Source organism: Dawidia soli (assembly GCF_018598185.1).
GTDB lineage: Bacteria > Bacteroidota > Bacteroidia > Cytophagales > Cyclobacteriaceae > Ohtaekwangia > Ohtaekwangia soli.
This window is the reverse complement of record NZ_JAHESC010000012.1, coordinates 133,562-158,499: the sequence shown is the minus strand read 5'-3', so window position 1 is coordinate 158,499 and position 24,938 is coordinate 133,562. Positions and strand designations below refer to the sequence as shown.

Sequence of the window (24,938 nt, the reverse complement as noted above, 5' to 3'; positions counted from 1 at the left end):
TCGGCAGCGTCTGATGTGGATAAGAGACCGGGGTGGTGTGGGAACCGCGGCTTGAGGTAGGCGTAGAGCTGGGCGTGGGCTTTGCCCATGTTGATCACCACTTTGCCGGCCGCCAGGGGGTTGATCTTGAACGGCGGGAAGAAGCCCGTGATCCAGCCGAAGCTGGCATAGACGTTCGGTTCGTTAAAGGTATTCCAGTACGATATGTATTCGCCGTATTCGTCGATCACGCGACGGGCGTAGTCGATCCACAGCGGGATATTTTCTTCCTTCTCCCAGCCGCCGCGCTTGGCAAACCACAGGGGGTTGGAGAAATGGTGCAGCACCATCATGATGGTGATGCCGCGCGCTTTCAGGCTTTGGAGCAGCGTGTGGTAATGCCGGCAGGTAGGCTCGTCAAAGGCACCGTAGGGCTCGCGCTGCAGCTTGCTCCACATAAGGCTCATGCGGTAGTGCGGGGCCAGCGTGGCGATGATGTTCACATCTTCCTCCAGGCGTAGCTCGTGGTCGGTCGTTTGGTCGAACACGTGGCCGTCGCGGCATTTGATGCCCTGCCAGTCGTGCTCAAAGGCTGTCTCGACCTGGACGGCCGCGGTGCTCGTTCCGAAGAAGAATTTTTCGGGAAACGTTAGCCTCATGATTATTTACGTGTCATCGCACTCTGCGCGGTTTCCCATTCCTTCCAGTACCGGCGCAGGATGCGGATGTCTTCGGCCATGCAGGGATAGAGGTCTTCTACGCGCGGGATGGTCGGCAGCTGGCCGACCGCCAGGTGGGTGGAGGTAAGGCCGCCGGTCCACTCGAAGTGACCGGGGTCATAAGGCTTGCGCCAGCGCCCGCCCCAGCGGAGGCCGAGCTTTTCACCTTCTACGCCCACACGTTTCCAGAGGGCGGTGTTGTTCCACACGGCCACGCCGTCTACCACGGGCACGACGTCAACGGCCAGGCCATACTGATGTTTGGATTTGCCGCCGCCGGAGTTCGTATATTTCTTCCCCATGACCTTGTACTCGTTTTGTTTGGCATGGGTGCGGTAAGATTCTACGACGGCCAGGGTAATGCCCTTGGCTTTGCATGTTTCGATCAGTGTCTTGATGCGGTCGCGAAAGTAGGGGTGCAGGGCGTTCAGATCGGTGATCATCGGCATGGCGCCCCGGTCTTTTCCATAATGGAAGTTTTCGACGTAGCACCAGTGTTTCCAACCGTTTACGGTATCGACGACCTCAGGAGTTTCTTCTACCTCCAGCGACACGGTAATGGCGTCGTCCGGCACGATCACTTCCTCTACCGGTTCGCTGTAAAACAGCTCGGCATGCTCGCGGCAATCATAGGGTGCAAACAGGGAACTGTGTTGCGCCTGGGCGGTGAAACATACGCCGCTCAGCAGGGTCATGGCAGCAACGACAGATAGGAGAGGTTTCGGCATTTTTTTCAATGTCATACGAGGGCACAAAAATATGACTTTTAGCAATTTAGCACTTTATCCAAAAGTTAAGCTTCCAACGGGGATTTTACCGGTGTAATATTTTCGGTGTTCCGGACGGGCGCACGCGTTTCCGAACCGGAAAACGTGTAAAAACGAAAGAGGCCGCCCGGATGGGCAGCCTCTTGCACGCCGGTGGCGGCACCTGGCGGTCAGGCTGTTAGTTGATAGCGTTGTCCTTGCCCAATTCGTCCATCATAGACTGGTATTTGGTCTTGAGGGTTTCGTCGGTTGTAAGGGCTTTCTTCACTTTGTTAAAAGAAGCCACGCCCACGTAGTCCTTTGCCAGCAGTTGGTACGTTTCCTTGATCTTGGCAGTGCCTTCTTCGCGATGGGCGATCACTTCTTTTACAAAGCGGATCTCGTCGGGAGTGGCCTGTGCTTCGAGTAGTTTTGTTTCGTCGTTGATGATCTTGTAAAGCTCGTTGTATCGTGCTACCGGTACGGCTTTGTTCTCTTTCACCATGCCTTTGATCTCGCCCGACAATTCCGTCTGCATCTCGTTGATCGAGTCCATGGCCACTGCATACTTCTTCAGCTCTTCATCGGTTACGGCAGCCGCATTCTGCGCATCTTGTGCGAACAGAGGTGCGGAAGCCAGGGTCAGGAAAAAGATCCCCGTTAAAAATGTTGACTTCATACTTCGCGATGGTTTTTTATTGTTTGAAATACGTTTAATAAGCATGTTACAAACGTAAGGGCAGGAAACCATCGTATTTCTCGTAAGCGGTTAATTTTGCTTTTCACTGGAAAAAAAATGCCGCCCCAGACAGTGGGGGCGGCATCGATCAATCAATCCCTTCTATTCTCAGCCAACAACAGTATTATCAGGCATCGGCCTTGAGCTTGGGCGCGCCGGCCAGGATGTCGGCATCGGCCAGGGCCGCGAACTTCTCGAAGTTCTTGAGGAACGCTTCGGCCAGGTATTGAGCCTTGTGGTCGTATGCATCTTTATCCTCCCACGTGTCGCGCGGGTTGAGCAGGCCGTCGGGCACACCGGGACAAGACAGGGGCACGGCTAACCCGAAGATCTCGTGGTTCTCATACTCAACGTTGTCAAGCTTGCCCTCCAGCGCCGCCGTGATCAGTGCGCGGGTATATTTTAAGCTCATGCGTTTGCCGGTGCCATAGGGGCCGCCGGTCCAACCGGTATTGACCATCCATACACGCACGCCGGCTTCCTGCATTTTGTCACTCAGCATGGTAGCATACCGGGCGGGGTGCAGCGGCATGAACGGTGCGCCAAAGCAGGCGGAGAAGGTCATGGTGGGCTCGGTCACGTCGGCTTCCGTTCCCGCCACCTTGGCCGTATAGCCGGAGATGAAGTGGAACGCCGCCTGCCCCGGTGTGAGCCGCGCGATGGGCGGCAGCACGCCGTAGGCATCGCACGTCAGAAAGAAGATGTTCCGGGGGTTCCTGCCCAGCGACGGCTGTACCGTGTTGCAGATATAGTCGATGGGATAGCTCACGCGGGTGTTCTCGGTGCGCGTGCCGTCGGCGTAATCCACGTCGGTGGTGCCCGGCTTGTAGCCTATGTTCTCGAGGAGGGCACCGGGGCGTATAGCCCGGTAGATGTCGGGCTCTTTTTCTTCCGACAGGTCGATGGTCTTGGCATAGCAGCCGCCCTCGAAGTTGAAGATGACGTTGTCGGGCGTCCAGCCGTGCTCGTCGTCGCCGATGAGCTTGCGGTTGGGGTCGGCCGACAGGGTGGTCTTGCCCGTGCCGGAAAGGCCGAAGAAGATGGCCGTGTCGCCGGCCGCGCCGACGTTGGCCGAGCAGTGCATGGCGAGCACGTTCTGCTGGTGAGGCAGAATGAAGTTGAGCGCGGTAAAGATGCCTTTCTTGATCTCGCCGGTATAGCCGCTGCCGCCGATCAGGATCACCTTGCGGGTGAAGTCGATGATGGAGAAGTTATGCTGGCGTGTGCCGTCTACCGCCGGGTCGGCGTGGAAGCCGGGGGCGTTGAGGATCAGCCACTCGGGCTCGAAGTTGCCGAGCTCTTGCTCGGTCGGGCGGATGAACATGTTGTACACAAACAGGTTTGACCAGGCGTACTCGTTTACCACGCGCACGCGCAGGCGGTAGCGGGGGTCGGCACAGGCGTATGCGTCACGCACGTAGAACTCCTTGCCTTCAAAGTACTGCAGCATCTTTTCGTGCAGCTGGGCAAACTTGTCGGGGGCAAAGGGAATGTTGAACTGGTTCCACCAGACGGCGTCCTGGGTCAGGGCGTCTTTCACGGTGAACTTGTCTTTCGGAGACCGGCCGGTGAACTCACCCGTGTCGATTGCCAGCGCGCCACTGGTCGTCTTCTTCGCTTGTCCCAGCCTGAGCGCTTGCTCCGCCAGCGCATCGGGCGATAAATTCCAATGCGCTTTTCCTTTGGGAATACCAAAGCTGTCCGTCCCGACGGATCGGGACTTAGTTCCGGATTCTAACATGTTTGTTGGGTTAATGAGTTGAACAAAGTTAGCTATTTTTATAGTGTTTCAATCGTTTGCAATGAATTTTTTGTTTCCTTTGCGACCGGAATGGTCATTTGCGAAAACCAATTTCTCGCCCTACTTTCGGGCGATTTTGGAATAACATTTTGCCGGGAGACCTATACCTAAGCTGATCATCTGTTTTCATGAATACAGACAAAACTTTTTTTGGCCACCCGCGTGGCCTTGCGACGTTGTTTTTTACCGAAATGTGGGAGCGATTCAGCTACTACGGAATGCGGGCCTTGCTGTTACTGTTCATGGTTGCCTCCGTCGAAAAAGGCGGGATGGGCCTGGACGACCGCACCGGCGGCGCTATCTATGGCCTGTACACCATGTTCGTCTACCTGCTGGCGCTACCCGGGGGGTGGCTGGCCGATAAATTCTTCGGTTTGCGACGCTCGATCCTGTATGGCGGCTGCATCATTGCGCTGGGACACTTCTGCCTCGCGCTGCCCTCGCAGGAAACCTTCTTCCTCGGACTGCTCTTTATCGTATTGGGCACCGGCATGCTGAAGCCCAACATCAGCAGCATGGTAGGCGAGATCTACCCGCCGGAAGACCAGGTGCGGCGCGATGCCGGTTTTTCCATCTTCTTCATGGGCATCAACTCGGGCGCACTGATCTCGCCCATCATCGTGGGCTACCTCGGTGAAAATGTCAACTGGCACTATGGCTTCGCCGCCGCCGGCGTCGGCATGGTGTTGGGTGTGATCCAGTATAAGCTTACCGACAATTATCTCGGTACAGTAGGGTTGGAGCCAAGCCGGCATGCCGACCCCGTACGGCAAAAGGCGCTGGAGAGGAACATCCGCTATGCGTTGTGGATCATCGGGATAGGCCTCGCAACGCTGGTGGCCCTGTTGTGGACCCGTACCATTACCATCAACCCTGTCGTGTTTGCGCAAGGTTCCGGCGTGGTGCTGCTGATCAGCGTGCTGCTATACTTCGCCTACGTATTTATCTTCGAGAACCTCACGGCCGACGAGAAGAAAAAAGTGCTGGCCATCTTTATATTCTTTGTCGTGACGACGGCGTTCTATGCCGGGTATGAAGGGCAGGGCTCATCGCTCAACCTGTTTGCCGACCGCTATGCCGACCGCCTCTTTGGTGGTTTTACCATGCCTGCCAGCTGGCTGCAGTCGGCGCCGCCCATCTTTGTGCTTTTGTTTGTGCCGGTCTTCACGTGGCTGTGGTCTACGCTGGCCAAGCGCAAGCTCAACCCCATTACGCCGGTGAAACTCGCCATGGGCTTGTTCTGGATGGGCCTGGGCTACCTGGTCATGATGGGCGCGGCGGGGATTGTCATGCAAGGCAATAAGCCGGGCGTATCGTGGCTGGTGGTGACCTATATGCTGCATACCTTCGGCGAGATCTGTTTATACCCCATTGGCCTGAGCGGAGTGACCAAGCTGGCGCCGAAGCGGCTGGTGGGACAGATGATGGGGGTGTTCTTTATGGCCCTGGCCCTGGGCAACTTGTTTGCAGGGTTGTATGCCGGGGAGTTTAGCGAAGAGGTGCTCGCCCAGGATCCCTCGTTGATGACCGACCTGTTTGCGCTGATCGTGAAGATCATGTTGGTCGCAGGGGTGATCGTGCTGGTGCTGGCCAAGCCTATCCGCAAGCTGATGGGCGACATCCGCTAATGACTGTGTAACTCATTATACCTATCCTATGGAAAATAAAACGTTTAAGCCGTATGTGCCGCCGGAGACGACGATGGCGGAGTTTACGGTGAAGTCCGTACTGGTCGGTTCTTTGTTCGGCATTTTGTTCGGTGCGTCGACAGTATACCTGGCGTTGAAAGCGGGGCTCACCGTGACGGCCTCGATCCCCATTGCCGTGATCGCCATTACGCTGGGACGGAAGTTTCTCAAGACGACGATCCTCGAAAATAACATTATTCAAACCACGGGCTCGGCAGGTGAGTCGATCGCAGCGGGGGTGGTGTTTACATTGCCGGGCTTTTTGTTCCTTTCGCCCGATGCCAGCGGCGAAAGCATTGGCGAGCATTATTTCAATTACTTAACGATCCTGATCCTGGCGGCCTTTGGCGGAATGCTGGGCACGCTCATGATGGTGCCGCTGCGCCGGTCGCTGATCGTAAAAGAACACGGCGTGCTGCCGTATCCGGAAGGAACGGCGTGCGCGTCGGTACTGCAGGCCGGCGAGAAAGGCGGTGTGTTCGCGCAGACTGCCTTTATCGGCATGGGCGTGGCCATGGTGTATGCCTTGTTGCAAAAAGTATTTCACGTCATTGCCGAGGTGCCGTCGTTTGTCACGACACAGGCCAACCGGTACTGGCCGTCGGCGGCGACGCGTGGTGAGATTACGCCAGAGTACCTGGGGGTGGGCTATATCATCGGTCCCCGCATTTCGGGCATCCTGGTGGCCGGCTCGGTGCTGGCCTGGTGGGCGCTTACGCCGCTGTTGACCACGCTGGTGTCGCCCGATACCATCGCCCTTCAGTTGGTAAAGCTGGGCTACCTGGCCGACATCAACACGTCCGGCGGGCGCGGCGCGTGGGATGCCGGTGCGCATACTTTTAGTAGCTATGCTGATGCTATCTACTGGGCATACATTCGCCAGATCGGTGCGGGTGCCGTAGCAGCCGGTGGTTTTATTACCCTGCTCAAGACCATTCCGACGATCGTTTCTTCTTTCCGCGAAAGCATTGCTTCCATGCGCAGCGACGCGGGCACTCAGACCAACGTGGTGCGTACGGAACGTGACCTTACCTTTAAGGTCGTTATCATCGGTAGCATTGCCCTGGTATTGCTGACGGCCATGCTTCCGGATAACATCATCCCCGGCGACAATATTTTGCAAAAGCTCATTATCGGCATATTGATCGTCGTCTTCGGGTTCTTCTTTGTGACGGTATCCAGCCGTATCGTCGGGCTGGTGGGCACGAGTAACAATCCTATTTCGGGTATGACCATCGCCACGCTGATGGGTACATGTTTGATCTTTACCAGCGTGGGCTGGTCCGGCAAGTTTTATGAGCCGCTGGCACTGGTAGTGGGGGGGATGATCTGTATCGCCGCTTCCAACGCGGGTGGGACTTCGCAAGACCTCAAGACGGGTTATATCGTGGGGGCTACACCACGCTACCAGCAGTTGGCATTGTTTATCGGTGCCATTGTTTCGTCGGTTGCTATTGGTGTGGTTGTGCAAATCCTCGATACGCCTACACCCGACATGGTCGCGCAAGGCCTGCAGCACGCGATTGGAAGCGACAAATATCCGGCCCCGCAATCTACGCTCATGGCTACGTTGGCCAAGGGTATTCTGTCGTATAACCTCGACTGGCAGTTTGTGATGGTTGGGGTGTTCATCGCCATTACCATGGAGCTGTGCGGCGTCAAGGCACTGGCGTTTGCCATTGGGCTGTACCTGCCGCTCTCTACTACATTGCCCATCTTTGCCGGGGGTGCGCTGAAAGGATATATCGACTGGAATGCAGAACGCAAGGGCGAGAAGAAAGAAGAAGACGAACTGAGCCGCGGCAGCTTATTTGCCACAGGTCTGATTGCCGGTGGCGCCCTGACTGGGGTACTGGTGGCCATCCTGGCGGTATCCCTTCCGACGATTATGGACTCGATGAATGTGGAGCACCACCTGGTGGCAGGTATCGGTAGCGATGCGTATCAGTTGCTGGGCGTAGCATTCTTTGTCGCGATGATGTTCATGCTGTACCGGTTGGCGAAGCAGAAATAGATCGCTGTGAAAGCCACCCATACAGGCGACTGTATACTATTTGTTTACGGGGGTATAAATTAACCGGAGTATGAAATTATACGCGACTCTGATAATTCTCCGGAATGATTCGGACAGCGACACGAAAATATTACGTATATAGAAAATGAAGTTCCTATAGATATTTTCAAAGACACACCGGATTTGAGCCTCCCATAAGGCAAAAAGGTCACCCTCCCGGGGTGGCCTTTTTATTTGGGTATAAAAACATACATGGCAGACGTTGGCCAGGACCCGTTGCGTTGAATGGCGTGTGGGGGAAGCGTGTATCTTTACCCTATATCTAACAATAATCCGAAGTATCTATGAAAATGAAATGTTGGCCAATGGTTGTGTTGGTAGCCATGATGGCATTTGCGTGTAGCGACGATGATGGAACCAAGGCGCCCGCCGGGGACCCGGAGACGCACGAAGATCCGGACGAGACGCCGGAAGCAAAAAAACTGGCGTTTACGGTTACCGGTAATGTAGTGCCCACGGGCGCCAGCGCGTGGATGGTGCTATCGGATAAGCAAGGCAACGTGCTCGACGCAGCCGAGTTGAAGAACAATGCAACGCACACCTTTGAGGCGGCCGAAAACTTTGCCGAAGACAACGTAACCCTCACGGTGATCCGCAACTACCACGCGAAGTATACAAGCGTCGACACCTATGCCCAGGTGCCGTTTGGGCAATACGGATTTGCGACGATCAGCACCCCAGGAGCCGCGGTGGGCAAGGTAACGGTAAACGTGGACGGCTATGAGGGTGATCGGCTTTCTATTACAAACTCAGGACCGAGAGTACCGTATTCTACCGCTGAGCAATTTGAACGTACCGACACCGGGGTAAAGATTGGCTTTACGACATGGTCTCAAAAGTCGAAGGTACTGATCGCCAAGAATGCTGCGCCTTTTCAGTATCTGTACGGCGAATACGAGCAGAATACACCCTATACGGTTCAGTTAAACGAATTTAATCTGGCGGAAGCGATAGACGTTCCGTGGCCCGGCGATGCGGAATTTGCCGCATGGCAAATTACCGGTATCAACAGCGATGGCGATTTTCGCTATTATACCACGTCGCGCGTGCGGTCTCTTGAAAGCCCGGAGGAATTCCAAACCATTCCCGTTATGCCCGACTTTTTTACGTCCTACAGCGTAACGCTGTCGGCGCGGTCCGGCAACGTTTCTAATGTCTATTCGAATAAGGGCAGTGAAATGGCGACGACGATGAAGTATATGGACGCAACATTTCTCTATGCTCAAAACGACAATCGATTTACCTGGGAGACAACCGGTACGGCCGATGCGGTGAGATTGCAGGTGCTGGCTTCATTGGATGGTAATCAATCGGATTGGAGGATACACGGCCCGACAGGGCAATATGAGGTCAATGTTCCGGTAATCCCTGCGAGCGTGACCCTGAGCTCGGGAAACATGAAGCGATCCTTCGCCGAGCTGGCGGAGAATGCCGTTAGCTACACGACGGAATTGCGGGAATATGCCGGGTACACCAGCTATTTTGATGTAGATGTAAAACCTGCCCTGATAGACAATACGTCGATGACCTGGACAGAGATTTTGACTAAGTCGGTAGAGCATATTACGCAGTAATATCGCCCTCACGTAAACAAAAAGCCTGGCCGTCGTCTGACAGTCAGGCTTTTTTATATAAGCTTTTCTAACGCTTAGTAATCGCCCAGGGTCTCTTCCAGCTGAGCAAGCGCCTTCTTGAGCTCTTCGTCGTTGGGAGCAACACCGTGCCACTTGTGCGAGCCGACCATATAGTCTACGCCGTAGCCCATTTCGGTCTTCATCAGGTTCATCACCGGCTTGCCGTTCTTGGCAAGCTTCTGGGCATTCTCCAGACCTGCTACGACCTCGTCCAGGTTGTTGCCGTTGAACTCCTGCACGATCCAACCGAAGGCTTCCCACTTGGCGCGCAGGTTGAGCAGCGACAGGATCTTGTCTACAGGGCCGTCGATCTGCTGGCCGTTATAGTCAACTGTGGCAATGAGATTATCTACTTTATTGGCGCCGGCGTACATGGCAGCTTCCCAAACCTGACCTTCCTGAAGCTCGCCGTCGCCCATGAGGACGTATACGAAGCGGTCGTCCTTGTCCAGTTTTTTGGCTTGTGCCGCACCGTTGGCGACCGACAGGCCCTGGCCCAGCGATCCGGAGGCGATCCGGATACCCGGCAGATGCTCGTGTGTAGCGGGGTGGCCTTGCAGGCGCGAGTTCAGCATCCGGAAGGTAGCGAGCTCTTTTTTATCAAAGTAGCCGGCGTGTGCCAGTGTAGAATAGAACACCGGCGAGATGTGGCCATTGGAAAGAAAGAATATGTCTTCGCCCTTGCCGTTCATGTTGAACTTGGGGTCGTGCTTCATGATCTTGAAGTACAGGGCTACAAAGAAGTCGGTGCAACCCAGCGAGCCGCCCGGGTGGCCTGATTGACAGGCGTGTACCATGCGAACGATGTCTCGGCGGATCTGAGAGCTTAGCTTACGAAGATTATTCAGGTCTGTTGTCTGGCTCATGAATGTCGGTATGTTTGCCGCGAAGATGCTTTAAATTTTGACAAAAAGAAAGGGCATCTGGTGGATGCCCTTATTCTATTCTTTTGTAATGAATGTGCTTACGGAGCAGGAGTTTCGGCCGGGGCGCCGGCAGCGCTGTCGGTACCAAGGCTGTTCAGATCCGGCGCAGTTTGCGCAGGCGCTTGCTCACCGGCGCGGTCCAGCATTTTGTTGCTGCCTTCCGTGCCACGGCTTACGCCGATGTAGTTGGTGGACAGCGTCAGGATCATGATGGCGATAATGAACGTCCAGGTCAGTTTTTCCAGCAGGTCGCCAGTCTTCTTTACGCCGATGATGTTGCTGGCCGCAGAGCCTCCGAACTGGCTGGTGAGACCACCCCCTTTGGAGTTTTGTGCCAGGATAACAAGCACCAATAAAACAGCGAACAGGATGATCAGGCTAATGACAAGTGTATACATAAGTTATTTTTTCAAATCTTCAATTTGCGCCGCAAAGTAAGCCTTTTTTTGTGGAAACTTCCAAATAAGCTTTTTTAAAACCTCGATGGCTTTGTCTTTCTTTCCTTGCTTGAGCAGGATCTCAACCAGGGTCTCGGATACGATGTTGTCGCCAAACTCGCCGGTTTTGATGGTAGAAAGGTCGCCCTGTGGCGGTGGCAGCGGTTTTTCTTTGGATTGTGCAATGCTGGGCGCGCTGCGGATGAACTGATCGATCATCTCCAGCTGCTCTTTTTGCTTATCGTTTTCCGGCGCCAGCGCTTCCTTGTTGGCGATCTCATCGATCAGCTCTTCGCCGTTGTTATCCTTTTTTTTACCGCGTTTGCGCGTGGCAGGTGTTTCCGCCTCCGGTGGCGCGGCGTGTTGATGGGCGGCGGCCCGTGCCAGCTCGATGATGCGCTGCTTCCTGGATTTTATCGGGCTTTGGTCATGCTCCGGATCGACCGCATCGCCTTCCTCGTGCGTTTCTTCGCCCGTAACGGGCGGCAGCACAACCGCCGCAGAGGCTTCCTGCGATGGCGCCGGCGTGGCACTGCCCGTGAACAGCGATTCAAAGTTTGCTTTTAGCGCGTGCAGGCGTTCCAGGTCCTGGATCACCTCTTCGGCTAAATTGTCGTCCGCTTCTGGCGGCGCGGTGGCAGCCGGCTGATTGGCATACGTAACGCTGGGAATGACGTCGAGGGATCCCGGCGCAAGTTGCATGGGGGAGGTTTCCAGCGTCATCATTTCGCGCAGCACGCCGCGGTCGGCAGCATAGACGGCCGCCTGTTGCAGCTCCGCCTGGTGGCTGGTAAAACCGTGGTCCTTGGCTACCCGGGCAGACAGGACGTGCAGCATTTGGCTATAGGGAAATGCCTCCTTCAGGGAAAGGACGGCCTGCGCTTCCGCCGAGGAGCTCTCGGGGTAGTGTTTCAGTACGTGTATGAAGAGGTCTTTTTCCACAGTAAATGAGCCTGATTGGTAAAAATAGTAAATTTTACCAGTTGGCAACAGACGCGTTGTAGATGTCGTTGACGAGACGTGCAAAAATGTCTTTAGTCAGTCGCTCTTCTATGTCAGTGAAGTTCTGATCGTTCGTAAAATCCTGGTAAAACGAGAACGATTTGTCCTTAAAGGACATGGTCTCGTCCAGCGTGTTGACGTACGTCACTTTGATGGTAATGGTCAGCCGGGTCGACGAGGCGTTGCTGAACTGGCCCTGATCACCCGTGGCCACCGGCGCAATGGGCGTCAGGCGGAAGTCGGTGATCTCGCCGTCCATCTGCAGCTCGCCGTTGTCTTGCACCACCGACAGGTTCGAGTTCTGAATGAGGTAGTTCTTCAGGTCGTTGGTAAAGGTCTGGCCCATGTTGGCGGGCCCCAGGTCGGCGTTGTTATAGAACTCCGACATCGAAATGGTCTTCGCCTGGGTGGCCGAGCCGTTGAACGAGTAGACACCACAGCTTTGTAAGACAACGGCCAGCGAGGCTACCAGGGCAATGGCCGTCACCTGCATCGTGGTGACGGTATTATTCTTCCAGATCATATTGCTTGATTTTACGGTATAGGGTTCGCTCGGAAATTCCCAAATCCCGTGCCGCATATTTACGGCGGTTGTTATTTTTTTGCAGCGCCCGCAGGATCAGCTCCTTCTCTTTCTTCTCGATCGAGAGTGAATCGTCTTCGGTCTCGTGGCTGATGTCGTGTATATCTTCCACATGGGCGTCGTCGTCGGGCAGCGAGGGCGACACGTTCAGCAGCACCGGCTCCGACGCCGCTGCCGGGTGATGGTGATGCTCGGTGGCCTCGACACCGTCGAACAGGTCCGGGTGATCCTTCACCACTTGTGCTTTGCCCTGGTTGGAGTAGGTATCCAGCACGAGCTTCTTCAGATCGTTAAAGTCCTTTTTCATATCGAACAGGACCTTGTATAAGATGTCGCGCTCCGACACACCGTCCTTGTCGGTGGCGGCGTTTTTATAGAGCGCCGGCAGGCTGTTTTCCTTGGGCAGGTAGCGCTGCAGCGTGTCGGCATTGATCTCCTTCTCGTCCGTCGAGAGCACGGAGATCTGCTCCACCAGGTTTTTGAGCTGGCGGATGTTGCCCGGAAAACGATACTTCAGCAGCACGTCCTTGGCGTCGTCTGTCAGCGAGATGGGCTTGACGCGGTATTTCTCGGCAAAGTCCGATGCAAACTTGCGGAAGAGCAGCTCGATGTCGCGGCCACGTTCCCGCAGCGGCGGCACATAGATCGGTACGGTGCTCAGGCGGTAATAGAGGTCTTCGCGGAACTTGCCTTCCGCTACGTTGCGCATAAGGTTGACGTTGGTTGCCGCCACCACGCGCACATCGGTCTTCTGTACTTTGGAAGAGCCTACTTTAATGAACTCGCCGTTTTCCAGCACGCGCAGCAATCGGGCTTGCGTACCCAGCGGCATTTCGCCGATCTCGTCCAGGAAGATCGTGCCGCCGTTGGTCACTTCAAAGTACCCCTTGCGGGCCTCGTGGGCGCCGGTAAAAGACCCTTTTTCGTGTCCGAAAAGCTCGGAGTCGATCGTGCCTTCGGGAATGGAGCCGCAGTTGATGGCGATGAACTGTCCGTGCTTGCGCGCGCTCAGGTGGTGAATGATCTTGGAGAACGATTCCTTACCGCTACCGCTTTCGCCGGTGATGAGTACGGACATATCGGTCGGGGCCACCTGTACGGCCACATTGACGGCATTGTTGAGCAGCGGCGACGTGCCAATGATGCCAAACCGCTGTTTTACATTCTGTATCTCGGTGTCTGTAATTGCCATAACTTCGTTGTTGGTTATTGTACTGCGCGGCCGATCAGCGTGCCGCCGGTACACTCTTCTACCAATACCTGGACGTACTGTCCCTTCTGGTATTGTTCACGCGGGAAGACAATTACCTTGTTGGTCGTATCGCGGCCCTGCAGGTAGTCTTCCGATTTTCTTGAAAATCCTTCGATCAGTACTTTGTGTACTTTGCCCACACTGCGCTGGTTGCGCAGCAGCGAGTGTGCGCGTTGTTTCGCAATGATCTCATTCAGGCGGCGGGTCTTTACGTCCAGCGGAATGTCGTCGGCGTATTTCTTCGCGGCGGGTGTGCCCGGGCGTTCGGAGTAAAAGAACATATAGGCGAAGTCATACTGCACGGCGTCCATGAGGCTGAGCGTATCCTGGTGCTCTTCTTCGGTCTCCGAACAGAAGCCGGCGATCATGTCCGACGACAGGCCGCAATCTTCGCCGAGGATCCGGCGTATGGTGATGGCCTTTTCCAGGTACCATTCACGCGTGTAGTCGCGCTTCATTAGTTCCAGCACACGGGTGTTGCCGCTCTGCATGGGAAGGTGTATGTTTTTACAAATGTTTTCATGACGGGCCATGGTATGCAGCACATCATCGGTAATGTCTTTAGGATGCGAGGTCGAAAAGCGGATGCGCAGGTCGGGGCTCACCCGGGCCACCTGGTCGAGCAGGTTGGCAAAGGTGATTACCTCGTTAACGCCGTGCTTTTCAAGCCAGGCCTTGTTGTTGTTCTCAGGGCTCCATTTATAGGAGTCCACGTTCTGCCCCAGCAGCGTTACCTCGCGGTAGCCACGGTTGAAGAGGTCTTGCGCTTCGGCCACGATGGACTGCGGATCACGGCTGCGCTCGCGGCCGCGGGTGAACGGCACCACGCAGAAGGAGCACATGTTGTCACAACCGCGCATGATAGAAATGAAGGCCGTAACACCGTTGGAATTCAACCGCACGGGGCTGATGTCGGCATAGGTCTCTTCGCGTGACAGGAAGGTGTTGATAGCTTTTTCGCCTTCGTCAACCTGGCCGATCAGGGCCGGCAGATCGCGGTAAGCATCCGGCCCGGCCACGAGATCAACGATCTTCTCCTCGTCCAATAACTTCGCCTTGAGGCGCTCGGCCATACAGCCCAGTACACCCACCAGCATCTCGGGCTTCTGCCTTTTCATGGAGTTGATTACGGTCAGACGCTGGCGCACCGTCTGCTCGGCTTTCTCGCGAATGGAGCAGGTATTTAAAAAGACCACGTCGGCCTGTAATATATCCGAGGTAGTGTCAAAGCCTTCCTTTTGCAGGATCGAGGCCACGATCTCGCTGTCGGAGAAGTTCATCTGGCAGCCATAGCTCTCGATATACAGCTTGCGGGCTTTGCCGGTGTTTTGATCCTTGGACACCTGGAAGGTCTCACATGCTTCGGTCTCACGGGGTGTTATGACATCCAGGTCTTCGATCAGATTTTTCATGGTCGATGGTCGTTGCTCAGTAAATCGCAAAAATACAATTTTTAGTGTTTAAAAGTGACATCTTGTCAGTGAAACTATCGGGGAGAACGCTGTTTTGCGCCAAATGCGCGTAGTCACTGTGGAATTCGGTTTGTACCTTGCCGCCAATATCATATCTGACACATCCATAACATGGCGCTGATTAAATCCGTTCGTGGGCATGAGCCCCGCTTTGGGAAAAACTGTTTTCTGGCCGACAACGCCACCGTGGTGGGGGAGGTCGTCATGGGCGACAACTGCACCGTGTGGTTTAACGCCGTGGTGCGGGGCGATGTGCACGCCATCACGATCGGCGACAACACCAACATTCAGGACGGCGCCGTCATCCATTGTACCTACCAGAAGGCCAAAACTGTGATCGGCAGCAACGTATCCATTGCCCACAATGCCATTGTGCACGGGTGCACGGTACACGACAATGTGCTCATCGGCATGGGCGCCATTGTCATGGACGACGCCGTGATCGGCAGTGATTCGGTCATCGCAGCAGGGGCCGTGGTACTGGCAGGCACCCAGGTGGAGCCGGGCAGCATCTATGCAGGCATGCCCGCCCGCCGCGTAAAAGACATCACAGACGAGATGCGGGCGGTGATCCGCCGTACGGCGGGAAATTACCCGATGTACGCGGAATGGTTCAAATAAACACGAATTCGACATTGCTTTTTTACGCCCGCACCCGGAAATTGCGACAAGAATAAAGCCCCCGCGTTGCGCCGGAAAAATTGCGGCGTTTACCATTTTATTTTTTAAATTAAAGCAAAAGACATCATAAGGATAATCGCGGTATGCCAGCATTAGAGAACATGGGATTTACGCAGGACGTTTTAGACGACTACCGGGCCCGGATAAAAGCTTCGGGGAGAAGCTTTATTTATGACGAAGACGACGAGAACTCGGACGAGTATGCCCACTTCTATTTTATAGGCAAGTACGAAGGCCGCGACGTAGTATACGACGCCGTGATCTATACGCTGCGCCTGCAGCACGAGAGCGAGCTCTATGAAATTGCAGAGCACCGCGCAGCCAAGCATTTCCCGCAATACAAAAAGATCACCTACGACGAAGACGAGAACGGAAACCTCGAAGCGCTCGATCCGCTGGAGGAGGAGATAGGCCTGTTTATGGCCGAAGTGATCATGGAGCTCGAAGAGGATGAAGCCGTGAAAGTAAAAGAGCATGTCGACCTCGACGCCAATGTCGAATTTGGCGTAAGCCTCGATGCCGGCCTGCACGTGGAGGTCATTACCCCCAAGGTGGTCGAGAAATTCATCCGCGAATTCAACGACGACACCCTCAAGCTGGACGCCACCCTCTATACGTTTCAGACCCAGGAAGCCGATTAAGGTCAGCGGGGCGCACCCGTTTGCCGTTTATTAAATTCTGACCATATTTGCGCCCTGAACTTGAACCTTAACCATGAAGAATCTTTCCTTGATCCTCAACATCGTGCTGCTGATTGCGGTTGGTGTCCTGTTTTTCCTTCATTTTTCAAAAGATAAGCCGGCTGGCGGCACGGCAGGTGCTTCCGTGGAGCCGGGCGAGCTGTCGGTGGCCTACATCAATTCCGACACCGTACTGAAGTACTACGAGTACCTGAAAGCCGAAAAGATCACGCTGGAGGATAAGACCAAGAAGATGGAGCAGGATTTCCGTAACCGTGCACAAGGCCTGCAGAACGAGATCGCAGCGTACCAACGCAATGTATCGAGCATGACCCTGGGACAAGTACGCGCTACAGAAGAGGAGCTGGGCAAAAAGCAACAGAATCTGCAAATGTATCAGCAAAGCCTGAGCCAGGCGCTGATGGAAGAGGAAGCAAAGCTGAACCGCGAGCTGTACACCCGCGTGACGGAGTACCTCAAGAAGTATGGCAAAGAGAAAGGTCTGCACGTGGTGCTGAAGCGCGACCCCGCCAGCGACGTGCTGTGGGCCAACGATGCCCTGGATATATCGCAGGATGTGATCACTGGTCTGAACAGCGAGTATACTGCCGAGAAGGGCGGCACAGCGCCGAAGAAAGACTCCACGGCTACAAAATAAGCCGGTATACCCGTCACGGGTACACCTGCAACCTTTGCTAAAATCCGGCTCTGATGTTTCATCGGGGCCGGATTTTTTTATCTTTGACGATTATCCCCGTATGGCGAAAGGGCTAGCGAACGCGTTGCGCATCAAGAGCGAAGAGCAAAAGCAGATTGTACTGATGCTCTGTACAGGCTTTTTCATGGGTGTGTTTATCGCCACGTACCAGGTTACCGCCGATTCGCTGTTCCTCAACCGCATGGGCAGCTACCTCGACAAAGCCTTTCTGGTGGCCGGGGGCCTCGGGATCATCACCACCTCTTCTTTCGCCTTTTTTCAAAACCGTATCCGGTTTACAACGCTGGCCTTGGGGGCTGTTACGCTCATCCTGGCCTTTACACTGGGGGCCTACTGGCTGCTGAATTTCGGGGACCAGGCCTGGCACAACTACTTCATCTTCGCGCTCTATTGCATGTCCGGCCCCATGACGGCCATCCTGCTGCTGAGCTTCTGGGGCATCTTCGGCCGGCTGTTTAACTTCCGCCAGTCCAAGCGCATCATCGGCTGGATCGATACCGGCCAGCTCATCGCCGCCATCCTGGCCACGCTGGTAGCCATTCCGTTCACGTCGGAGATCATCCAGGATACCTCCAACTACCTGCTGGTGTGCGCCATCAGCATTGCCATGGTGTGTGTCCTGCTGCTGGCCATCGCGTCGTCCTTTACCTTGTCCAAGAACGACCCCCGCGAGTTCGGGGTGGCCGTCCGGCGCGAAACACGGCTGGTCAAGCTGTTTGGCGACAAGTACATTCGCACACTGTGCGTGTTCCTGCTCATCTCCATGGTGATGTTTGTGCTCAGCCAGTATTCCTTCCAGGAGCTGGTGACCAAACAATATACCGACGAGCGCTCGCTGACCAACTTCAACTCGTTCTTCGTGGGGGCGGTGTACGGCATCAGCCTGATCATGCAGACGTTCGTAAACCAGCGCATCATCAGCAACTACGGGCTGCGCGTATCGCTCATCATCCTGCCGGCCGTCACGGCGCTGTTCGCCGCGGGCTGTATCGGCTTCGGCCTGAGCTTCGGGTTTGAAAAAGAACTGGCCCCTACGGGGTTTATATACTTCTTTTTGTTCGTGGCGTTGACGCGCCTCTTCAACTGGACGCTGCGCGACTCGCTCGAGAACCCCGTGTTCAAGCTCTTCTTTATTCCCCTCGACAACCGGCTGCGCTTCAGCGTACAGTCCAAGGTAGAAGGGTTGATGAACGAGGTGGCCCGCTTTGTAGCCGGCCTGGCCATCTTCGGGTTGGCGTTTGTGCCGTTCTTTAACATGCTCTATATCTCGGCATTCCTGATCCTGCTGGCCGGGGCCTATTTCGTCGTGGTGGGCGGGATGTACCAGGGGTATCGCAACAACATCCGCATCAAGCTCGAAGGATCGGACATCCGGCAGGAGAAGCTCGAAAAAGGATTTACGCAGATCACCCAGAAGCTGGAGCGCATGCTCGACATCCCCCAGGGGTCAAAGGCCGTGTTCTCGTATAAGCTCCTGGAAAAGATCAACGCCGGCCACGTGCGGGTGTGGGTCAACAGCCTGATGCGGAACGAAGCTGAACCGGTACGCCACTACGCACAGGAGAAAATGAACGAGCTCAAGGGTCTGTCGGTGTCGGACCAGTATGTTATCCGGCTGGACGAGAATCGGGTCGACAGCGCGCAAAAGAACATTCTGAGCCGTAGCGAGCTGCAGCTCATCATTCAGCACGGGGGAGACATCACACAAGCGCGCATCCGCAAGCTCGCCCGGTCGAACAACGTCAACGACCGTCACTATGCGGCCGAGCTGCTGCAGCACACCTCGCGGGACGAGTGCACGTCGTTCCTCCTGGAGCTGCTGATCGACAGCGAGCCCACCGTGCGCAACACGGCCATCAAGACCTCGATCCAGAAGTATACGCCCGAGATCATCAACGCGGTGATCGAAAACCTGGGCAGCGCCATCTATAGCAACCAGGCCATGAACGCGCTGGTGCAGATCGGTGCGCCGACCCTGCAGGCCCTGGACACGGCGTTCTACCGCAGTGGCCAGAGCACACAGATGATGCTCCGCATCGTGCAAGTCATCGGCCGGGTAGGAGGGCAGCGGGCCAAGGAGATCCTGTGGAACAAGATCGACTACCCCAACAAAGTCGTCGTGTCGCAGGTACTGCTGTCGTTGGGCGAGTGCGGGTTTAAAGCGGGCATCTCGCAGATCACCCGCATCAAATACGCCATCGAGTCGGATATGGCCGACATCAGCTGGAACCTCAGCGCCATCCAGGAAGTTGGCCACGAAAGCTTCAGCGAGCAGATCAAAACGGCCCTGCAGCACGAGATCAACGGCGACATCGAGCACATTTACATGCTGCTGACGATGTTGTACGACACGCGCTCCATCCAGCTGGTGAAAGAGAACATCGACAGCGGCACGGCCGAAGGTGTGACGTACGCCATCGAGCTGCTCGATGTCTTTTTGTCGGAACAGCTGAAGCAGCGCGTCATCCCCATCCTCGACGACATCTCCGAAGCCGAACGCATCAGCCGGCTCGAGAACTTTTACCCGCGCATCAAGCTCGACTCGCGCCTGGTGCTGAAGTTCATCATCAACCGCGACTTTACGCAGTCCAACCGGTGGACAAAGGCCTGTGTGCTGTTCCAGATCGGTACGCAGCGCATCGAAGAATTTAAGCTCGACCTGATCGCCCAGCTGTTTAACCCCGACCTGCTCATCCGGGAAGTGTCGGCGTGGGCCCTGCACCAGATCAGCACGGCCGAATACGAGATGAACACGAAGCGGCTAGGCGCCGATATCAAGCGTGAGCTCGATACACTTATCATCCAGTCGCGGCGCATGACACGATTTGAAAAGATCCTGCTCTTCCAGAAGAGCGATATTTTCGAGGGTGTGCCCGGCGTGACCCTGTCATACCTGGCCGACCTGAGCGAAGAGCTGCGGTTGAAGAACGGCGAGTCGCTGACCCTCGACGAGCGGGCGAACAACCACTTTTACGTGTTGGTAAAAGGAGAGGTGGCCCTGCAACAGCGGGGCGAGCACGTGAGCACCTTTGCGCCCGGACAGTTTATCGGTGAGATGCTGGGCTTTCCGAACGATGTGAACACGAATATATTGTTGGCGACCTCGACATCGGTGATCCTCAAGTTGAACAAGGATCAGTTTTACGAGCTGTTGTCCGACAACGTGGAGCTGGCCGACAAAGTAGTAGAGTATATATGACACGTAGTAAGAAGATCTTTGCCGGCATGGCAGTCGTGTTTGTGGCGGGTATCGCCTGGGTGAGCTATGATATCAGCCGGCGGACGACGTTTCCCGGCTCAAAACCACAGCTGCAGGAGCGTATCAGGGACACCTATCGGCAAAAGGGTGACACCGCCGCCGCCGATTCTGCAACCCACCGGTAACGTTGGCAAGACAGTGATAATTTTGGGGAAATGAACCGGGCGATAGAAGTTTTGTAGTATTTATTGCGCAATCGGTTGTAGAAATCGAAAAAAAACCTAATTTTGGTACAGATTAAAGCCAACTATAGACATGACAATCCCCCTTAGTCGAGAACTTCGGGGGATTTTCATTTGTACAGGGCGCCAAATGCTCTTCATCCCCCGTAATATTCCGTTCATCTGCGTTACCATCAAGTGGCCGATTAGGGCATGGCCGGAAAGCAATGACACTATACCTTTGATTCAAGATTAAAGCCAACTATAGACAGTGATTATCCCCCGGAGTCCAGGATTTCGGGGGATTCTCATTTTATACCGTTTGTATACTATACATCCCGTACAGCAAGACCCGATTTATAAGGTATAGCATGCACACCGATGTTTTCAGATAAAGGACCAACCTTTCGGCAACCTTTCAGCGACCTTTCAGCGACCTTATAGCGACCTTACAGCGATATTCAGCCATACCAAAGCCACACCAAAGCCGGGGATAAGCCGTACTAAAGTTATCCCTGCCCCGTCGCCGCCCCGGGGAAACCCATAGGAGCCCTGTCAGCCCGCCGGCAGCCCCCGCGATAAACTTCCCGGCAGTTACTGCCACTTGAAAAGTTACTGTATATTTGAATATGAAGACCCCTCTGTGTGCCTGGGTACTGCTGCTTGCCGTTACGCAGGCCTGTGTCTACCACAATCAGGATGAGCCGGCCCCCGCCGGTGTAGACTGTACCACGGCCGATGTAGATTACACCCAGAACATTGTTCCCGTCATCAACACCAAATGTGCTTTCACGGGCTGCCACGACGGCGCGAGCGGAATTCCCGACTGGAAAGTGCTCAGCAATCTGCAGGAGCACGCCGCGGAGGTCCAACGCCGTACACAACTACCCGCGACCGACCCCGACCACATGCCGCGGACAGGAAGCCTGACGGAATCTGAAAAGAACGCCTTGTATTGTTGGATCGAAAACGGAGCACGAGGGGACTAGTGCGCATGAGGTTTACCATTTTATTCTCGATCAGCCTCTTGCTCACAGGCTCGCGCGGCTTCGCCCAGCAGCGGTTTGTGCTGGAGCAATCCAGCATATCGTTTCATTCCGATGGCGTGATCGAAGACATTGCCGCCACCAACACCAACGTGAGCAGCATCTTTGATGCGTCAAAAGGGGAGATCGCCTACCTGCTCAACATGAAAGACTTTCAGTTCCCCAAGAAACTGATGCAGGTCCACTTCAACGAGAAGTACGTGGAGTCGGAAAAATATCCGCGGGCATCCTTCGAAGGAAAGATCGTCGGGTTCGACCCGGCGGTAGAGGGTCTGCAGCAAGTGAACGCCGTCGGCAGGATGACCATTCACGGTGTGACGAAGGACGTGCAATTCCCCGGAACCGTCGAACGCAAAGGCGGGATGCTGGCCATGAAGGCAAATTTTATCCTCAAGCTTCAGGACTACGCCATCAAGGTGCCTCAGATCGTCTGGCAGAATATTGCCCAGCAGGTAGAGGTCACCGTCGATTTTAATTACCGCGCCCAATAATGCTATGATGAGAAGAATACTACCTTTTGTCTTCCTCCTGCCACTGCTGGCACACGCCCAGGGTGACCTGCTGGACGAGCTTAACAAAACCAAACCCGGGACGGATTATACCATTGCCACGTTCAAGGGCACACGGCTGGTCAACGGCCACACGATCGAGACCAAGCAGGCCGGTACGCTGGAGTTCATCTTTGCCCACCGCTTCGGCCCGCTCGACGGCGGCGTGTACGAGATGTTCGGCCTGGACGAAGCCTTTGTGCGCCTCGGCCTGGATTACGGCATTACCGACAACCTGTCGGTGAGCATCGGCCGTAACTCGGCAGACAAGATCATGGACAGTTACGTGAAATACAAGGCCCTTTCGCAACGCTCGGGCCAGAAGAGCTTCCCCTTTACCCTGACGGCGCTCGGGGGCGTGGCCTATAGCATTTCACCCCGGCGCGACGACGAACCGGAAGGTTTCGAAACGGTTGACCGGCTCGCATACACCGGGCAGCTGCTGCTGGCGCGCAAGTTCTCGCCGCGGTTGTCACTGCAGCTCATGCCGACGTTCATTCACAAGAATGCCGTCAGCAAGACCGTTGAACGCAACGACCACGTGGCGCTGGGCGTCGGTGGCCGGTTAAAACTCACGCGGAGCGTAGCGCTTACGACGGAATATTATTACCGTCTCGATCCACCTGACAACGATGTGCTGGAGGCACAAACGTTGTCGCCCCGGTATAACTCCCTGGGGTTCGGCATCGACATCGAGACCGGAGGCCACGTATTCCAGCTCGTGCTGACCAACACCACCAGCCTGACGGAGCGTACCTTCATTACGCAGACCCAGGGCGATTTCTTCGACGGTAAGATCCACCTGGGCTTTAACGTCACACGCACATTTCAGCTGAAGAAGCAAGAGCGTCGTTAGGAGGGCAGGGTATGCGGAATTCCCGGCGATCTTTCCTAATTTTAGCGGTCATGCCATAACCTTGTAGTACGTTGCTGCTTGCTTTTATCATTGTTTACCTCATCCTGACCGTGCTGGTAGGGATCTGGGCGTCCCGCCGGGTGCAAACCTCCGGCGATTTTATGCTGGCCGGGAGAAGCCTGCCGATCGCCATCTCTTCGGCGGCGTTGTTCGCCACCTGGTTTGGGTCGGAAACGGTCTTCGGCGCGTCGTCGGAATTTATCCAGGGCGGCTTGTACGCCGTCATGGAAGACCCCTTCGGGGCGGCACTCTGCCTGCTCTTGTTCGGTTTGTTCTTTGCCCGCAAGCTGTATCACATGAACCTGCTTACGCTGGGCGATTTCTTCAAGGTGCGCTACGGCAAGACCACCGAGCTCATCGCCAGCTTGTTCCTGGCCATTCCCTACGTAGGCTACATCGCCGCCCAGCTGGTGGCCATGGGGTTGGTGCTCACCGCCGTGACGGACCTGGTGTTGTGGCAGGGGATCGTGATCAGCGCGGTGGTCGTTACGGTATATACCTACATCGGGGGGATGTGGGCCATCTCCATTACCGACTTTATCCAAAGTGTCATCATCATCCTCGGCATGGTCATCCTGGCGGTGATCCTGACGGGCAAAGCGGGCGGCCTGGACAACATCCTGCACGAGGTACCCGCCGAAACGTTCCGTTTTCTGCCGGCGTGGGATCTGCGCGAGATCGTGACATACCTCGCCGCGTGGTCGGTCCTGGGGTTGGGGTCTATTCCCTCGCAGGACGTCTTTCAGCGATCGATGTCGGCAGGTTCGGCGCGCACCGCGGAACTTTCGTGTTACTATGCGGCGTTCCTGTATCTGACGATTGCCATGTTCCCGATCTTTATAGGCCTCTGCACCAAACACCTTTACCCGGAAATGATCGCCGGCGACCCGCAGATGGCGTTGCCCAACATGGTCCTGGCGCACACGGCACTGCCGGTGCAGATCCTGTTCTTCGGGTCGCTGCTCTCGGCCATTATGAGCACGGCCAGCTCCGCCATCCTCGCGCCGGCATCGATCTTTTCCGAAAACCTGGTAAAGCCGCTGACACGGCACCGCTATAACGACAAGCAGTTCCTGCTGCTCACCCGCCTTTCGGTACTGGTCTTTGCCGGTGTAGCGACCGCCATGGCGTGTATGCGCAGCAATATTTACGAGTTGGTGGGCGAGTCGTCCATCCTCAGCCTGGTGTCGCTGTTTGCCCCCCTCACGTTGGGCATCTACTGGAAACGCTCCAGCAGCACAGGAGCATTGTTGGCCATGGCGCTGGGCATGGCAACATGGATTATCGCTGAACTATACGAAACGGAGTGGCCCAGCCTGGTGCCGGCCACGCTGGTAAGTTTGGTGGCCATGGTGACCGGCAGCCTGGTGTGGCCCCAGCAACAACAAACAGAAGTAAAAGCCTTATGATAAAGATAGAAGTAAATCGCTTGAACGACGCCTACCACATGGAGGCGGTAAATGAGCAGGGCAACCGCGTAGAGATGGACGGCTCGCCCGACATCGGCGGTGGCAACAACGGCATGCGCCCGATGCAGATGTTATTGGCCGCCATGGGCGGCTGCAGCGGCATTGACGTCATCAGCGTACTAAAGAAACAACGCCAGGACCTGCGCGACATCAAAATCACCATTACCGGCGAGCGTGAGAAGGACGCCGTACCGTCGCTCTACACCGAGGTGCACGCGCACTTTCGCCTGTACGGAAACATCGATCCGCAGAAAGCCGAAAAAGCTGTAAGCTTATCGGTAGAAAAATACTGCTCGGTAGCGCGTACCCTGGAAAAGAACGCAAAGATCACGTACAGCTTCGAAGTGCTGGAATAACGCGAAAGCGCGGGTATATAAAAAGGCCGCCCTGATATCCTCGGGGCGGCCT

General features: G+C 55.5%; 23 protein-coding genes. 13 read left to right on the top strand and 10 right to left on the bottom strand.

Annotated features, from left to right (window positions below; all coding sequences use genetic code 11):
• From KK078_RS10615 to pckA, 4 genes are all read right to left on the bottom strand, one after another.
• Nucleotides 1-638, bottom strand: a 638-nt coding sequence (locus tag KK078_RS10615) for a family 1 glycosylhydrolase (protein WP_254090244.1), incomplete at its 3' end; no start/stop codon positions are given.
• A 2-nt stretch (nucleotides 639-640) separates the two neighbouring features.
• On the bottom strand, nucleotides 641-1,426 hold the full coding sequence (locus KK078_RS10610; protein WP_254090243.1) for a M15 family metallopeptidase: 786 nt from the start codon (nucleotides 1,424-1,426) through the stop codon (nucleotides 641-643).
• A 217-nt stretch (nucleotides 1,427-1,643) separates the two neighbouring features.
• Nucleotides 1,644-2,123: a hypothetical protein gene (locus KK078_RS10605; RefSeq protein ID WP_254090242.1), complete on the bottom strand. Its 480-nt coding sequence runs from the start codon at nucleotides 2,121-2,123 to the stop codon at nucleotides 1,644-1,646.
• Nucleotides 2,124-2,310: 187 nt separating this feature from the next.
• Nucleotides 2,311-3,924 carry a phosphoenolpyruvate carboxykinase (ATP) gene (gene pckA, locus KK078_RS10600; RefSeq protein ID WP_254090241.1) on the bottom strand — a complete coding sequence of 538 codons (1,614 nt, stop codon included), beginning with the start codon at nucleotides 3,922-3,924 and terminating at the stop codon, nucleotides 2,311-2,313.
• Between the two features lie 188 nt (nucleotides 3,925-4,112).
• On the opposite strand from pckA, the gene KK078_RS10595 reads away from it, so the two are divergent.
• From KK078_RS10595 to KK078_RS10585, 3 genes are all read left to right on the top strand, one after another.
• Entirely contained in the window at nucleotides 4,113-5,612 is a 1,500-nt protein-coding gene (locus tag KK078_RS10595) for a peptide MFS transporter (protein WP_254090240.1), read from the top strand.
• A 28-nt stretch (nucleotides 5,613-5,640) separates the two neighbouring features.
• On the top strand, nucleotides 5,641-7,686 hold the full coding sequence (locus tag KK078_RS10590; protein ID WP_254090239.1) for an OPT family oligopeptide transporter: 2,046 nt from the start codon (nucleotides 5,641-5,643) through the stop codon (nucleotides 7,684-7,686).
• Between the two features lie 344 nt (nucleotides 7,687-8,030).
• Nucleotides 8,031-9,320: a hypothetical protein gene (locus tag KK078_RS10585; protein WP_254090238.1), complete on the top strand. Its 1,290-nt coding sequence runs from the start codon at nucleotides 8,031-8,033 to the stop codon at nucleotides 9,318-9,320.
• A 74-nt stretch (nucleotides 9,321-9,394) separates the two neighbouring features.
• Here the strand turns inward: KK078_RS10585 and KK078_RS10580 are convergent, their stop codons facing one another.
• From KK078_RS10580 to miaB, 6 genes are all read right to left on the bottom strand, one after another.
• Entirely contained in the window at nucleotides 9,395-10,246 is an 852-nt protein-coding gene (locus KK078_RS10580; RefSeq protein WP_254090237.1) for a transketolase, read from the bottom strand.
• A 98-nt stretch (nucleotides 10,247-10,344) separates the two neighbouring features.
• On the bottom strand, nucleotides 10,345-10,704 hold the full coding sequence (gene secG / locus KK078_RS10575; protein ID WP_254090236.1) for a preprotein translocase subunit SecG: 360 nt from the start codon (nucleotides 10,702-10,704) through the stop codon (nucleotides 10,345-10,347).
• 3 nt (nucleotides 10,705-10,707) lie between these two features.
• Nucleotides 10,708-11,685, bottom strand: a complete 978-nt coding sequence (locus tag KK078_RS10570) for a hypothetical protein (RefSeq protein WP_254090235.1) — start codon at nucleotides 11,683-11,685, stop codon at nucleotides 10,708-10,710.
• 34 nt (nucleotides 11,686-11,719) lie between these two features.
• Nucleotides 11,720-12,268, bottom strand: coding sequence for an LPS assembly lipoprotein LptE (lptE, locus tag KK078_RS10565; protein ID WP_254090234.1), 549 nt, complete (start codon nucleotides 12,266-12,268; stop codon nucleotides 11,720-11,722).
• Complete coding sequence (locus tag KK078_RS10560; RefSeq protein WP_254090233.1) at nucleotides 12,252-13,520, bottom strand: sigma-54 interaction domain-containing protein; 1,269 nt, start codon at nucleotides 13,518-13,520, stop codon at nucleotides 12,252-12,254. Before KK078_RS10560 ends, lptE begins: the two co-directional genes overlap by 17 nt.
• 14 nt (nucleotides 13,521-13,534) lie before the next feature.
• Nucleotides 13,535-14,992: a tRNA (N6-isopentenyl adenosine(37)-C2)-methylthiotransferase MiaB gene (miaB, locus tag KK078_RS10555; RefSeq protein WP_254090232.1), complete on the bottom strand. Its 1,458-nt coding sequence runs from the start codon at nucleotides 14,990-14,992 to the stop codon at nucleotides 13,535-13,537.
• Nucleotides 14,993-15,163: 171 nt separating this feature from the next.
• Between miaB and KK078_RS10550 the strand changes: the two genes are divergently transcribed.
• From KK078_RS10550 to KK078_RS10505, 10 genes are all read left to right on the top strand, one after another.
• Nucleotides 15,164-15,673 (top strand): gamma carbonic anhydrase family protein, encoded by a 510-nt coding sequence (locus KK078_RS10550; RefSeq protein ID WP_254090231.1) that lies wholly within the window; start codon nucleotides 15,164-15,166, stop codon nucleotides 15,671-15,673.
• Nucleotides 15,674-15,816: 143 nt separating this feature from the next.
• Nucleotides 15,817-16,374: a hypothetical protein gene (locus KK078_RS10545; protein WP_254090230.1), complete on the top strand. Its 558-nt coding sequence runs from the start codon at nucleotides 15,817-15,819 to the stop codon at nucleotides 16,372-16,374.
• 73 nt (nucleotides 16,375-16,447) lie between these two features.
• Entirely contained in the window at nucleotides 16,448-17,071 is a 624-nt protein-coding gene (locus KK078_RS10540) for an OmpH family outer membrane protein (RefSeq protein ID WP_254090229.1), read from the top strand.
• Nucleotides 17,072-17,171: 100 nt separating this feature from the next.
• The gene (locus KK078_RS10535) at nucleotides 17,172-20,330 is read left to right on the top strand and encodes a cyclic nucleotide-binding domain-containing protein (protein ID WP_254090228.1); all 3,159 of its coding nucleotides are present in this window, start codon (nucleotides 17,172-17,174) and stop codon (nucleotides 20,328-20,330) included.
• Entirely contained in the window at nucleotides 20,327-20,515 is a 189-nt protein-coding gene (locus tag KK078_RS10530) for a hypothetical protein (protein WP_254090227.1), read from the top strand. Before KK078_RS10535 ends, KK078_RS10530 begins: the two co-directional genes overlap by 4 nt.
• A gap of 665 nt (nucleotides 20,516-21,180) precedes the next feature.
• The gene (locus KK078_RS10525; protein ID WP_254090226.1) at nucleotides 21,181-21,540 is read left to right on the top strand and encodes a hypothetical protein; all 360 of its coding nucleotides are present in this window, start codon (nucleotides 21,181-21,183) and stop codon (nucleotides 21,538-21,540) included.
• Nucleotides 21,541-21,545: 5 nt separating this feature from the next.
• The gene (locus KK078_RS10520; RefSeq protein WP_254090225.1) at nucleotides 21,546-22,088 is read left to right on the top strand and encodes a YceI family protein; all 543 of its coding nucleotides are present in this window, start codon (nucleotides 21,546-21,548) and stop codon (nucleotides 22,086-22,088) included.
• A gap of 4 nt (nucleotides 22,089-22,092) precedes the next feature.
• Nucleotides 22,093-23,001 (top strand): DUF5777 family beta-barrel protein, encoded by a 909-nt coding sequence (locus KK078_RS10515; protein WP_254090224.1) that lies wholly within the window; start codon nucleotides 22,093-22,095, stop codon nucleotides 22,999-23,001.
• 71 nt (nucleotides 23,002-23,072) lie between these two features.
• The gene (locus KK078_RS10510; protein WP_254090223.1) at nucleotides 23,073-24,470 is read left to right on the top strand and encodes a sodium:solute symporter family protein; all 1,398 of its coding nucleotides are present in this window, start codon (nucleotides 23,073-23,075) and stop codon (nucleotides 24,468-24,470) included.
• Nucleotides 24,467-24,886, top strand: a complete 420-nt coding sequence (locus tag KK078_RS10505; protein WP_254090222.1) for an OsmC family protein — start codon at nucleotides 24,467-24,469, stop codon at nucleotides 24,884-24,886. The genes KK078_RS10510 and KK078_RS10505 overlap by 4 nt, the downstream gene beginning before the upstream one ends.
• The last annotated feature ends 52 nt before the right edge of the window (nucleotides 24,887-24,938 follow it).